The organism is Coleofasciculus sp. E2-BRE-01 (assembly GCF_040221695.1).
Classification (GTDB): Bacteria; Cyanobacteriota; Cyanobacteriia; order Cyanobacteriales; family Coleofasciculaceae; genus Coleofasciculus.
Genome location: NZ_JAVKEA010000211.1, coordinates 69,385 through 82,554 on the forward strand (window position 1 = coordinate 69,385; position 13,170 = coordinate 82,554).

The window sequence follows — 13,170 nt, forward strand, 5'->3', positions numbered from 1 at the left end:
TATTGGGGTGAAGTTGAAGTTCCTTCAGGCGTGACACAATTGAGAACCCTACTCCGACAGAGAAGATTTTTCTGTCTCTAGCTATTATCGAGCTAGACTAGCTCATGATTTTGGTTAAGTTATTCAGACAAATATGGCTATTTGTGATTCGATAGATTCGATATTCCTAACTTTGTTAACTCACATTATTAAGGTTTTGTCAAGCTTTTTTAGATGCGTTTACCCTGCTGAAGTTACTGGCTTGCTCGAAGTTTAAGTTCTTATCTCCAGACTGCTGCACGTTCTGGATAATCCGAGTACCATCTTTAGCGGTAGGCTGTTGGCTAGGCTTGCTGGGTACAGCATCGGCTTTCCGCTCAATTTCAACATCGTGATACTGATGCACAGTGCTGCCAGAACCAGCATTGGTGTTGAATCTGCCTCGCTGATTCACATCCTGATGCTGGTCTACAATCTGAATATTATAAACATTGTCCTTGGCGATAGGTTGGTCATTTGACTTCCCGGATTCAGCTTCTGCTTCTTGACGCTTGAATAGATAGCCATCTTGCACACGCATAAAGATGATGGGGGTGGCAAAATCGCGGTTTCGATACTGCGTATTAAGGGCGATCGCACGGCGACCATTTTGGGCTGCAATATCGACCGGGTCATCTTGAGCTAACCGTTCATAGAAGCGATAAGCAAAGCGACTTGCTGTGACGTTAGTAACTTCGTACTGCATCGCTACAACTACTGGGATATTCTGCTGCACAATTTTAGAGGCAACGCCAACAAAAGCCTGCGAAGCAGACAGCATTCCCCCCTCACAGGCTTGCAACATCACAACTCCAGGATGATGTCGGTTAAATAACCCACTGAAGAAACTGGCATCAACCCATAAGGCTTCGTCGAACATATCATCTACTAGAGCAATTTGCCCCACTTCCTCCCCTGCCTCATTCTTGAGGCGACCATGTCCAATGAAGTGAAAAATGTGGGGTTGTTGCTCTAGCATCGAATCAATTGCTTCGGGAGTGGCTGGATTCACAATTGGCAGCAGCTCAACACGATCTGATTGGCTATTTGCTAGTTTTTCTAACGCTGCTTGTACTTTTTCATAGACAACTGCTCCCAAATCAGAAGAGCCTGTGGGTACAGCGATCGCCAAGGCAATCTTCAGCTTTTCACCTTGGTTTAACTGAATCGGTGGGGCTGCGTGCCATTGGGCACGGCGGCGGGCGAAGATGAGGTTAGGGTCGGTGTCCATCCAGATTTCACCTAAGTTGGCTTTCCCAGGTAAGCAGGTGAACTCCCAAGGCAATGCCGCCACATCAGGCATACCGCGCTCATCGATATCTAGCTCAACCCGCAGCAGTTGCTTTTCCTTCTGCACAACCTGGTAGAAGTTGACAAAATCCTGACGCAGCACATCATCAAATAGAACATCAAATAAAGCTTCTCCAATTGTGCGTGCCTTGCTGGAGTCCTTCAGCTCATTGTTGCGAGCCACTTGGAGCAATGGTGTAATTTCTCCCAACTTCTTATAGCTAAATACCCCAGACGGTTCGCCTAGAGATTGATGTTGAGCATTCCACTTTTCCACCTGCACCCGCTCGTAGTTAGCAACGCGAATGCGATAGGTATAGTAAGTTTTAGCCATAGGTTGTCGCCTCTCCAATTCAGTTCACTGACAAATAAGCTGCCTATGCATGACTAGCTGCTTTGGGTAGAGTCAGCGTCCACTCCTCAGCATCACCACGAGCAAATCGGCTTGCTTCTTGATTCTTTTGGCGTAGTAGCTGCTTTAATTGATCTGACAACTCACCGAAGACATCCCGTATATCAGCCGTGAGCCAATTGATATCTGGTTCAGCCCATGCTGTACCCCGTAAACTAATCGATTCAGTTCCTTTCGGGACTTTGAAAACAAGCGCAAATTTCGCTGTCCCAACTTTCTGTAACTCACTCGCCTGAATTCGCCAGTAGCAGTTAGAATTCCCTTCTCCATTCGTCAGGATTTCCGGATGACCCAGTTCATATCGATAGGCTGGAATAGCGAGGAATGCCTTTAAATCATCCTTGTTACCCACATTCGCCTTTAACTCACCGGGAAGCAATTGCAAAAGTTCAGCCAACTGAGAGCTATCCACACCGACATTCCAATCAAAGTTACCATTCAACCCCACCTCCATCCCCACACCAAAACTCATGACGTTCCGCCACTGCTGTGTCGGAAATAGGCTTTGAATGATTGGCTCACCGCTCCCTTTCGGACTAAAATCAAGCTCACAAGTCAATCGCCAGAATTTAGCAGCTCGTTCGGGACGCAAATCGACGGTGTGTGTCATGTAATAGAAGTCAAACTGCTCCCGCATCTGCTGCTTGTAAATTTCGTTCAGGTCAGTCCCGCTTTTTTCAAATGTGTCTTCTGTAAGCTGAATTAACTTATCTCTAGGATTGCCAAAACTAACCTTTGATTGGCGCAGACTGTCAACGGCTTCTGCCCCCACGCCCAGTTTTGTTCCACCAGCTAAAGTTCCTTCCCACCTTTGAACCTCTTGAAACAGGTCAGATAATAGAGCGTCTGCCTCTTGTAGGTTAGGAGGGGATAGCTCATCACTCATCTCCAGCATCTCCTTGGGATTTCAAACTGATGCGTCAGTTGTTGAGTATGGGCGATGCTGACCAAGAGAGGCTACGACAACACCAGATTGCCCGACAACTAAACAAGTATAACCTCAACATTAGGCAGGGTCAAGATATTCAGATTGGCAATCACTTCTACGTAGAGTGGAATGACGAGGCAATTCCAGCATTACAAAAATCAACCTAATTCTATCCCTCTTCGTGCAAAAGCGAATCTTCAACGAGAACATTTTTTATCTTCTCCCTTCGGAAAAAAGTGCGACTGCCCCAAAACAACGCAAAAAATTGACTCTTGAATTCTCATGGAAATTATCACCTCTAGCTCTGGAAATTACAGCGCCCTTTTGGGTACTATTAGCCAAGACTACTACCTCCGTTGCGATGGTGGTGCTTTTGTAGACACGCTATTCGGAGCGGATTTAACTGAAGTTTACCAAGATGGTTCATTTCAAGCCGCAATCGTGGCTCATAAAGTCGAACTCGTGATCATTTATCCAATGCGACAAGGCTACAAAGCTCGGCGTCATTTAACCTTGGGCGAATTTTATTGTAATGAACTGTTTCAGGAAATTTGGTTCATCCCGTTAAAAAGCTGGATATATGACAATAAAACCAAGCAAGAAAATCCCGGTAAAATGCGACCGCAAATCGTGTCCCACTTTTTAATGCGGGGTCATTCAATGGATGAGTTTTCCATTCTCATCCGCCCAATTGAACAGGAAGCCTTCTTAGACTGGGAAGGGAATAAGGCTCAACTCTCTACAAAATATGCCAGTGCTAAGGATTATATCAAAACCCAGATTAGCCAAACCATCGTCTCCCAAATTTATACCACAGAAATTGTCAAGTGTGATAAGGGCATTAAACCCTATTTTCATTTAACGTGGAACGTCCGTAAACCCGAAACGGAACTCGAACAGGATGCTATTGAAGTAGCTCAAATTATCGGACAAAAGCACACTGACTTACTCATCCATGAGGTCACAGAAAAAGCGGCGGAGAAAGCTTTAATGGCTCTAGCGGGAAGTCCCTCCAACCAACCGGCTTTACCGCAAACGGCTTGAAGCCGACTTCTGGGCAGAAGGTTAGTCGATCAAGTTACCTCCTGCCCTATTGTCTCATACAAAGGAATACAAAAAATGCGAGACGTTGATGGAATACTCTACCCCAGCGTTACAGAAATTATTGATACAGCCTTTCCAACTAACTGGGAAAAAAAACAGAAACAATACGACTTAATCCATGGGGAAGGTGCTTGGTCTCAACGACGCCAACAACGGGCTTCTGAAGGAACGACACTACACGCAGCGGCTCAAGTCTTTCTCCAGGGAAATGCTTTTCCTGAAATTAATGATGAAATCAGGGAGTATTGGGAAGCTCTCTCTCCCTACTTGAAAACTCTACCACCGTACCACATTATTGCCCTCGAAGAAACCATTGCTCACCGTCCACTTTTTTTTGCAGGTACACCAGATGCTGTCATTGAATTAGAGACGGGAGAGCGCTGGCTTTTGGAATTTAAAACCTTCGATGGCTACCCGATTGGCAACCGAGGTTATCAAGGTGTCTGGCCCCTGTGGAAACGGAAAATGAAAGGGGTAAATTGTCCGTCTCTACCAACCTGGGAATGGACAACTCCTATTTTTCGCCGCGCCCTTCTTCAAACATGGCTGTATAAGTTGGTACTTGATATCAACTATCCCAACTCTCAAGTGCAAAAAATATCAATTTTGGTGGCTACCCGTTCACAAGGACTTCAAGAGATTACCTTTCCGTTTCACCTCTGGCAAGACTGTCACACGGAGGCTTTGGCTATCATCAAAACTTTTCATCATCGCCAAACTTAATAGGTTGGCGATGACGGCAATTAAAGCCCTTCATGAATAAAGCGACGCCTAAGATGACTTTTCCTCAACCTGACCGCTATCAAGTGTTAAAATACTTAGAGTTTCTCTCTTATCAACCAACCGATAAACTAAACCTCACCTGCTTGTTTCATTCCCAGGATTCTCGCAAACGTTTAGACAAAGGTTGTAAACTGAATCGATTAAGCTGGGCGGCTATCGAAACTTATCAATCTTATGGTCGCGGAGTCTATCTGGTTGTTAATGGTGGTGGATATAAGAATAAGGTTATCTCACAGGGTCGCGCTGTATTCTATGAACACGACTGCCTAGATAAATTAAAGCAGGTGAATTTGTGGCAGCAACTAGAACTTCCTGCACCAACATTTCAGGTGGATACAGGAGGTCGGTCAATTCACTCCTATTGGGTGTTTGATGAACCAATTGGAATTGAGCAATGGTGTCATCTTCAGCGTGATTTGCTAGAATACGCAGATGCTGACCGCAGCCTCAAAAATCCCGCCCGTCTCATGCGGTTAGCTGGCACTTGGCATATCTTACCCAAGGCTTGGGGAAATTCGGATTGGCTATGCAATTTGTCGCAAATTATTACAGAAACGGGAAGGGTTTATGGTTACGAAAGGCTACGAAATGCTGTACCTCAATTTCAATCCTGTACGAACTCATCTCCTCTTGTGGTTTTACCTAAAACTTCACCACTTCCTAAACCTATAGAGTTTCCTAACCCTTTAACTATCCAACATTTCAATCAAATTCCGCTTCCTATTCCCCTAGCAATACCTCTATACTACTGCTGCCGAATAAAAGTGCGATCGCTCCTTGATTCTGGTGTCGCAAAAGGCTCTGGACGCAACAATGCAGCAATAGCTATTGGACTGGAACTGCTCACCGTAGAACGCTATGTGCAGTTAATGGGTCAGCCTTTTTCGGACAGTGCTAGGCAATTGTTCAGTGGTTTCTGTACGCGCTCATTCATGACACCGGAAGAAGATGCTGATCGCTGGAACTGGTGCTATGCTCAAAATACTTCGATTACAAAATCGCTGCAAAAGCATATCCGATATTGCATCCGCACTTGGTACTGGCAAGTTGTTAAAAATCAAAAGCGACACGAGGTTAATTAATTATTAATTTTTTACCTTTATAGCCGTTCTAAAATAGTAGTAGTATCGTTCTTATGTCACCCTAGGAGAAGTATAATAAGCAAAAATGGCTGACATCGCAACTCCTATGAATGCAGAAGATACCTGGCTTGGTATTGACCCTGGACTAGCTACCGTCGGCTGGTCAATTTTAACAACAGACAGTAACGGGACGGTCTGTCTGATTGACTACGGAACGATTGAAACAAAAAAAACCTTATCAACTCCGGAACGCTTAGCCGAATTGGAGCAGGATTTGGTCACGTTGATGGAAGAGTTTGAACCCACTAAGGCGGCATTAGAAATGCCCTTTTTTTCCCGACAAATCAAGGCAGCCGGGGGAGTTTTACAGGCGGTTGGGATTATCAATTTAGTTTGCTATCGGGAAGCTGAGATTATTCCGGTTTTGCTGCATCAATCGAGTTGGAAAGCCCATCTGGGCGATGGGAGAGCGTCTAAAGATGAAGTCGCTGAAATCTTGAGTGCGCTGTTTGATTTAGAGAATCTTCCCGTTGATGATTCAGTGGATGCGATTGGGATTGGTTATGCTGGCTTATGTGGGTTGACTAACAATATTTCTTAGCCTTTTCATCTTTAATATCCGTCGTGGTGCTACCTTTATCACTCAACTGCGTATCCAATTGTTGTCTGGTTAAGCTGGGTTATTCTTTCCCTTAACCTGGGTGAGTGGCAGAAAACCGTTGCATTTTTACTCTATTTGTGGTCAATTTGGAATAGTCTCACGCGCCTGTGAATCTACTGACCGTTCAATATTCTCTGTCGCGTTCCTTCGCAACTCTGGCGGAGGACAGGGTGGGGCTTCCGGCGTATCATATTTACCAGACTGTCCCAGTTTCTGACAGCTTGTGGAACTGAGATGAACTGCCTAGCTCAAACATCAACTGATGACCGACCCCAAGAATAACGACGTCGTTATGGGTGGGCAAACACCCAATCCTATCGGCTCCTTAGTTTTAGGAGGAATTGACGGAGTTCAACAACAACTTGCCAGTTCTAGTGAGGAAACCCGATGTGCTGCTCTTTTCAAAGCATTGCAATACCCAGACCAAGGGAAAACCCTTGTCATCAAAGCATTGCACGATTCGGCGTGGCAGGTACGGTGGACAGCGTATCGCTTGCTGATGCGCCTGGAGGAAGTCGATGGCATTAGCAAAGCGGATGCAAACGAAGCCAAATATCGCCAGCACTACCCAGATTTTAGGCGTTCTGAATCAACTGAAGTACATTCACTTGCCAAAAATCACCTGAAGTCGTATCTGGAGGAAGAACTGGGGCAGTACAGCGGTGCTATTGTCGGTACTGATTTCCCCGTGAGTGTAGCGCCTAACCACGATAGGATTGCCGATGTTGTTGCTATATTCCCAACCGGGTATATGGTTGCGTTAATGGTAGCAACGGAACCCATGAAACCCCAAGAATTAAACTATCAATCAACGGCATTGTTTAATGCTGGAGTTGATGTCATCTGGTGGTTAGGCGAAAAAGCGGATACCTTGAGGAATAGGCAATGGTCATTCCAATACTGTGATTGGACTTATATTTTGAATCTCTCAACCTGTCCGATTACTGACAACAGAGAACAATCTGAGGTAGAGTTTAAGGAATTAAGTCAATATAGTTTTAATCATTTAACTGACAAGGTTAAAAGGATTAATTGGCTCCTCCAGTATATGGATTTTGGGAGTTATCCGGAGGAGTTGATGGTAGAAAAAGAATCCTTACAAAATTTATTACAAAGTGGTCAAAGCACCAATGGGCTGGGTCACTCAATTTTTATCCGAGCCATTCGGCAAACTTTCCACACTTGGAGACGGCTGAACAATGCCCAGTTAAAACGAGGGTTGCTGATTCAGAATAAAGGGATAAGAAGTTTTGGCGGCGTGCTGGGTTCGCTCAACAGTCATAACCATCATACCAGAGTAACAGCGATCGCTAAGATGAATGATGGATATTGGCAAGTCACAGACGACGAGCAACTGATGAATTCTTATTTGGGGTTCCCGCGCAAGTTATTCCCTCCAAGTGGTGTTCAAGCCATGAAACACAGAGCGCATACTATTGCCAAAATTAAAGCAGCTTCCCAAGGTTTGATGGCTAAGGATTGATTGTTGGTTAGTCTATTTTTACAAATTATTACGTCTGTTTACGTTTATCTTTTTAGCCTTCGCTTCACTCAATCAGATGCTTTTTACTTACCCAATGCTATCGCGACTGCTCAAAAAAGCGCGAAACAATTTGTAATAACTGACTATGACCCCAGCAACCGTCGAACAAGCCACTTTCCTACAAAACGCCACCATCCAACAACACAACTTATCTGCCCTCAATAAAACCCGCATCCGCTTCAAAATTGGACTGAAAAACACCACCCGCAAAACTGCACCCAAGTGGCAGCAAATTCTCAAAGCTAATACTGCCAAAACAGACGGCGAAGAACATACATCCTCTGACTTAGAAAAAGTCACCCGTTCCGAAGTCGGACTGCGGGGAATCTCCTGCTTCAAAGCCCTTGATGAAGCCACAACCCAACTGCGACGTGAAATCGATTCAATTAAAGATTGGATGACCCTTGATGATGGCGATTATATCTGCACCATAGAACTAGCACCCTTAGTCTGGCAACGGCTGATAGAAATTCGGGACGTTATTGCCCCCTCTCTGCGCCAAGAACTCAAACAAAAATATGCATCGGGACGAGCAGAATTTGAAAACCGTATTGAAGAATTCCTCAGCGCCCAAGCGTGGAACCTCACAGATGATGAGCGGGAAGTAGCCCGCACTGAATTAATCACTAAGTTCCCCAAGTTTGAAGAGTTAGAAGATTACCTACAAGTCGTCATTGGTCGCCCAGTTATTATCCCGGCTTTATCCGAACAACTCAACCAAGAACAAGCCGATTGTTTAAACCGAATTACCCAATTTATTGCCGAATATGACTCTAATCTCCAAGCCAGTCTCCAAAAAGCTGCCATTGCTGGCGGTCAGCAACTCGCTGTTCAACTGCTCGAAGATTTGAGCCAATGGGAACCGGGTAAAAAGCCGGCTCGATTCCGCAAACGAATTGAAAAACATCTGCAAAAGATTCAGGTTCTCATTGGCAATGCTAGCCCGAATAGTTCTTCGACCTTAGCACAACTCATGGAGCGCATCCAAAATGTCTTAGAAACTGCCTCTGTCGATGCTAAAAAGCTCGATAACAATGGCAAAGGAGCGCTCCAAGAAAAAATGGATCAAATCTACCAGCGACTGCTGGGAGAACAGCGAAAACTCATAGAACTGGCGCAAGAGGAAGGACTTGATCGCTCTGAATGGGTAATTTTCAACGGTAATTCGTGATTGGTTACCCATGAGCGTTTTTTCTGTTTTTTTCAGAGTAGCCCACTTTTTGCTAACAAAAATTATGTCCCATTTTTCATCAATTACCACAAAACTCACTGACCCGGAAGCTCTCACCCAAGGTCTAACGAACCTGCTTGCTGCTAAGGGAATCAACGCTCAAATTGAAGTTCATGATTCTCCCGTCAAGTTAATTAGCGACTATTCCCGCCGCGATATCGCCTATGGACAAATCGTCATTCGGCGCACCTATTTGAATACTCCGTCTCACTCGGCTTTGTTAGATGTAGGTTTCCTTTGGGATGAAAAAGAAGGAGGGTTTCAACTCCAAGCTGACCCTTGGGATTTTAATCAGAATGCTTTAGGGAAAGCTTTTACTAAAGACGTGAAGGGTGGCTATAGTTCTCCAGTCAATACCTTTGTTGATGAAGTGCAACTTGCCCACGATCGCGCTTACATCAATATCCATTATCCTCCAGAACTTTGGAACTACACGGAAACCGCTCTAGAAGACGGCTCAACCCGGATTACGCTTAGCCAAAAACCCAGTCTAACTGAATCCGTTGAAGCTACGGCTACTTGGTAATTCACAGCCTGTCCAATCGCCCCTGAAGGAGGTGCTTCGTTGCATCTCCTTTGCTTTTTTTATTAAGGAACAAATGATGAACTCCCCAACTCAAATTCAAATCACTCTCAAAGCCGGACAACCTCTGAAAGTGGAAGTTCTTAATGCCCAAGGTTCGACCTGCACAAAACTCACACAGGCTTTGGATAAATTAGGAACCGCCTCCACAACCCTTAAACCGGAATACTACCAAGACCCCTCTGTCACCCTCACCGACGGCATCAATATTGAAGAATAACCATGGCACTAGACACTCAAGAAATCCGGCGACTGTTCAATGCCGGAATTGCCACCGTTGCGATTAATAGTCCCACCAGTTGCGAATTAGCGGTCACGGATAAAATTGCCAGTGACATTGCTGATTTGGCAGGAAATAGACCCTTTGAGTTCTATATCTGGGATTTAGCAAAAGGACTCCAGAAAGTCGAACCAACAACCAGAAGCGGTCAAATTACAAGCTTCAAAAAGTCTCCGGCGGCTAACTATAAAACACAAGGACATCCTGTTGAAGCATTACTCAAACATATCGAAGCCGAATGCCAGTCTTCCTCCCCCAACCGGACTCTGTTTCTGATTAAAGACTTGTACCCCTTTGTCGGTGGGATTAATCCCAATCCCGTTCTCGTGCGACTGGCGATCGATTCTTGGACGGCTGCCAAGCGATCGCCTAACCGAATTATCATCCTACATGACAACCTCATCACCCCAAGAGCCTTTGAAGATTTAGTGGTTGACTTGGAAAATCCCCTTCCCTCTGAGGTAGAAACGGAAACCATTCTGTCCTACCGAATTCAAGCACTGCAAAAAAGTGCCAGAGGGCAAAGCGTGGAGTTTCCGGTTGAACTGGACCCCAAAAACCATAAGCGATTGGTTCGCGCCCTCCTGGGAATGACACAAGAGGCGGCTGATGATATTATTCAGTACTGCGCCGTCACCCATGGTCGCTTGGATGAAACCACTATTGAGGTGGTCAACCAACTCAAAACCCGGAAATATGCAATCCGGGGAATTGAATACGCCCCGGCGCCGGATGTGGAAGTTCAGGGATTGCCCTTCCTCAAAGAATGGGCGACAACCATCACGCCCTTGCTAGAACCCGAAGCCCAAGAACTTTATAACATCCCATTCCCTAAAGGAGCATTAATTGTCGGCGTTGGGGGTACAGGTAAGAGCCTTTCGGTGAAGTGTTTTGCCAAAGAATGGGGATTGCCTGTGATTGTACTGGATACAGGCAAGCTGATGACCAAGGATTTGGGTGGATCTGAATCCAATCTCAGAGACGCGATCGCGGCGGCTGAGAGTATGGCACCGTGCATTTTATTTATTGACGAGATGGATAAGATGTTTCCGGGTAGTAGTGGGAATGAAACTGATGGCGGTACGAGTCAGCGGATGTTCGGCTATTTCCTAAAATGGTTCCAAGAACGAAGTGCATCGGTCTTTGTTGCCGCAACAGCCAACCGCCCCTGGGGATTTAAGCCCGAACTGCTGAGGCGCTTCTCCCGCGTCTGGTATGTTCCTCTACCCAATACTGAAGCCAGAGAACAAATCTGGAGAGTCCAACTCCAGTACTACAAACTTTCTCTGAGTCAAGCGGATATTTCTCGATTAGCGATCGCCTCAGCAGGATTCACGGGTGCTGAGATTCGGAATATCACTGAATCCTGTGCCAGTATCGCTTACGCCCAGCAGCGTCCTACTCAGGTAACTACGGAGGAACTGCTCCGCCAAGGGAGCATCAAACCCCCACAGTTTACTAACTCTCAAGAACTCGAAGCTTTAGAAGAGTGGGTGCGTTCTGGACAAGCTCATTGGGCGGCACCTGACCCGCGAACGAGTACCCATCCAGAAGTTACAGATCGTCAGGTTTCTTGGGAGCGAAATATCATTTTCCCCGATTCATCTGACTTTAATTAATCCGGTTCATGGTTCATGGTTCATGGTTGATTAAAAAGCCATGAACTATGAACTCTGAATCATCAACATTAGACTTCACCGCCCTAGCGTTCAATTTAACTAATATTAAACGCATCCTCATGATTGACAAAAGCCTCGCCATTACTCACAAATCCTTAATCAAAGTAGATCCCCAGACCAATGCCAACAAATTTTGGCAAGCTTGGCTAATGCCCGATGGCAATTTGTACGTCGAGTACGGACGAGTTAATTATTCAGCCAGAAGCCATGTTTACCTGTGTAACTCTATAACGGTTGCTGAGCAAAAACTCGCCTCTCTCCTTACTAATAAGCTCAGCAACGGCTATCAAGAAGCTATCGTTGAATTCAATAGTTTTCAACAATTAGACTGGAGTTATTTTGGAGCTAATGCTGAAAATTTCAAAGAAAAATTGGCTCAAATTACTTCATTAGCAAATAAAATTGCTGACCATACCTCCCTTAAGTTTGATGCCATCAAAGGTGTATTTATATCACAACTCGGTATCATTTCTCCTCAGACTATACGCCAAGCAATCCCAGCACTCCAACAAGTCTCGCTTCACCTAGCTAATCCCCAATCTCGTCAATTTAATCATGCCGTTGCCGACTACCTCACACTTATTCCTCTAACCGTAGGGATGAAGCTAGATGCACGTTCCCTACTGGGAAATCCCGAAAAGATTGCAACTCAACGAAGAGTTTTATCCCAACTGGAAAAGGCACTTGATTTAATCAGCCAACTCCGTCAAGAAATGCTAAACGAAGCGGTTAAATCACCTAAGAACTCTACAGAGCTTGACCGAGCTTGGTGGATCTCTTGGGGAGTCTTTCTCGTTGACCCTCCTACAAAGCCTTCTCAAACAGCAGAAGATTTCCGCTCTACACACATCTGTTGGACAAATAAAGGCTGCTAGCATTTTTTCTAGATAGACCACAACTGAACGGCATCAGTCCACTCATCAGGAGGTAACCCTTCCTGAACAGGGTTGAAAGAGTGGATTACTCCCTTAAAAAATTGACCTTATTCGACTTGCACTCAATCATGAAAATTGCCAGATATCGCCTCAACCGAAAATCTGGACTCATCTACCGAACCCTAAACAACTCTTCCTATTTAGAAAAAATAGGAAACACACTCACTGGTATCATCCTCCACGCCACTCCTATCACCTTTGGCGAACCTTTTCCCCATATGCCGCCCCAAGAGTGGATTGGACTATGCTTTATCGATTTCCAATATAATTGGGCTTACGCCCTGTTAAATAGCGGCAAATCTAATGCTTTAGCTCCTTTTTTAAGGTACAGAAATTCGGTCAAAAATCTAGCCAATGTCGTTACAAAAATTACTTTGTCTCCACAAAGGTCAAAGAATGGTTCTCTGTGGTATAGTTACGCCTTTGCCGCCCAACCTTTATCCGACCAACGAGTAACAGAAATTCTCCTCAACCTTCCGGCTCTTCCCCTGATTGACCCAGAGGTAAATCTAGACTTTCCTAAACCATCTGAGCCAATTCTCGATTCCCTGGAACCCGATGAGCGAACGAAATTTATCATCTGGAACGAAACCCTCTCTACCACCAAGCGTCTACCTAGCGATGACACCTCTTTTTGAACA

At 45.2% G+C, this 13,170-nt stretch carries 14 protein-coding genes; 12 read left to right on the forward strand and 2 right to left on the reverse strand.

Annotated features, from left to right (window positions below; all coding sequences use genetic code 11):
* Nucleotides 1-199: 199 nt before the first annotated feature.
* A complete protein-coding gene (locus RIG66_RS28420; protein ID WP_446382624.1) occupies nucleotides 200-1,642 on the reverse strand; it encodes a CHAT domain-containing protein in 1,443 nt (480 codons plus the stop codon).
* 43 nt (nucleotides 1,643-1,685) lie between these two features.
* Nucleotides 1,686-2,606 (reverse strand): hypothetical protein, encoded by a 921-nt coding sequence (locus tag RIG66_RS28425; protein WP_446382626.1) that lies wholly within the window; start codon nucleotides 2,604-2,606, stop codon nucleotides 1,686-1,688.
* A gap of 29 nt (nucleotides 2,607-2,635) precedes the next feature.
* On the opposite strand from RIG66_RS28425, the gene RIG66_RS28430 reads away from it, so the two are divergent.
* The 12 genes from RIG66_RS28430 to RIG66_RS28485 all read left to right on the forward strand — a co-directional run bounded on the left by RIG66_RS28430 (nucleotide 2,636) and on the right by RIG66_RS28485 (nucleotide 13,167).
* Complete coding sequence (locus tag RIG66_RS28430; protein ID WP_446382628.1) at nucleotides 2,636-2,815, forward strand: hypothetical protein; 180 nt, start codon at nucleotides 2,636-2,638, stop codon at nucleotides 2,813-2,815.
* A gap of 115 nt (nucleotides 2,816-2,930) precedes the next feature.
* Nucleotides 2,931-3,692, forward strand: a complete 762-nt coding sequence (locus RIG66_RS28435) for a hypothetical protein (protein ID WP_446382630.1) — start codon at nucleotides 2,931-2,933, stop codon at nucleotides 3,690-3,692.
* Between the two features lie 75 nt (nucleotides 3,693-3,767).
* Nucleotides 3,768-4,475 carry a hypothetical protein gene (locus tag RIG66_RS28440; protein WP_446382632.1) on the forward strand — a complete coding sequence of 236 codons (708 nt, stop codon included), beginning with the start codon at nucleotides 3,768-3,770 and terminating at the stop codon, nucleotides 4,473-4,475.
* Between the two features lie 53 nt (nucleotides 4,476-4,528).
* A complete protein-coding gene (locus tag RIG66_RS28445) occupies nucleotides 4,529-5,617 on the forward strand; it encodes a hypothetical protein (RefSeq protein WP_446382634.1) in 1,089 nt (362 codons plus the stop codon).
* A gap of 85 nt (nucleotides 5,618-5,702) precedes the next feature.
* Nucleotides 5,703-6,218 (forward strand): crossover junction endodeoxyribonuclease RuvC, encoded by a 516-nt coding sequence (locus tag RIG66_RS28450; protein ID WP_446382636.1) that lies wholly within the window; start codon nucleotides 5,703-5,705, stop codon nucleotides 6,216-6,218.
* Between the two features lie 352 nt (nucleotides 6,219-6,570).
* Entirely contained in the window at nucleotides 6,571-7,761 is a 1,191-nt protein-coding gene (locus RIG66_RS28455) for a hypothetical protein (RefSeq protein ID WP_446382638.1), read from the forward strand.
* A gap of 145 nt (nucleotides 7,762-7,906) precedes the next feature.
* Nucleotides 7,907-8,992 carry a hypothetical protein gene (locus RIG66_RS28460; protein WP_446382640.1) on the forward strand — a complete coding sequence of 362 codons (1,086 nt, stop codon included), beginning with the start codon at nucleotides 7,907-7,909 and terminating at the stop codon, nucleotides 8,990-8,992.
* A 64-nt stretch (nucleotides 8,993-9,056) separates the two neighbouring features.
* The gene (locus RIG66_RS28465; RefSeq protein ID WP_446382642.1) at nucleotides 9,057-9,578 is read left to right on the forward strand and encodes a hypothetical protein; all 522 of its coding nucleotides are present in this window, start codon (nucleotides 9,057-9,059) and stop codon (nucleotides 9,576-9,578) included.
* 73 nt (nucleotides 9,579-9,651) lie between these two features.
* Nucleotides 9,652-9,855 carry a DUF2997 domain-containing protein gene (locus RIG66_RS28470; protein WP_446382644.1) on the forward strand — a complete coding sequence of 68 codons (204 nt, stop codon included), beginning with the start codon at nucleotides 9,652-9,654 and terminating at the stop codon, nucleotides 9,853-9,855.
* Nucleotides 9,856-9,857: 2 nt separating this feature from the next.
* The gene (locus RIG66_RS28475) at nucleotides 9,858-11,534 is read left to right on the forward strand and encodes an AAA family ATPase (RefSeq protein ID WP_446382646.1); all 1,677 of its coding nucleotides are present in this window, start codon (nucleotides 9,858-9,860) and stop codon (nucleotides 11,532-11,534) included.
* Between the two features lie 47 nt (nucleotides 11,535-11,581).
* Entirely contained in the window at nucleotides 11,582-12,469 is an 888-nt protein-coding gene (locus RIG66_RS28480; protein ID WP_446382648.1) for a WGR domain-containing protein, read from the forward strand.
* 128 nt (nucleotides 12,470-12,597) lie between these two features.
* Entirely contained in the window at nucleotides 12,598-13,167 is a 570-nt protein-coding gene (locus RIG66_RS28485) for a hypothetical protein (RefSeq protein ID WP_446382650.1), read from the forward strand.
* Nucleotides 13,168-13,170 lie beyond the last annotated feature (3 nt).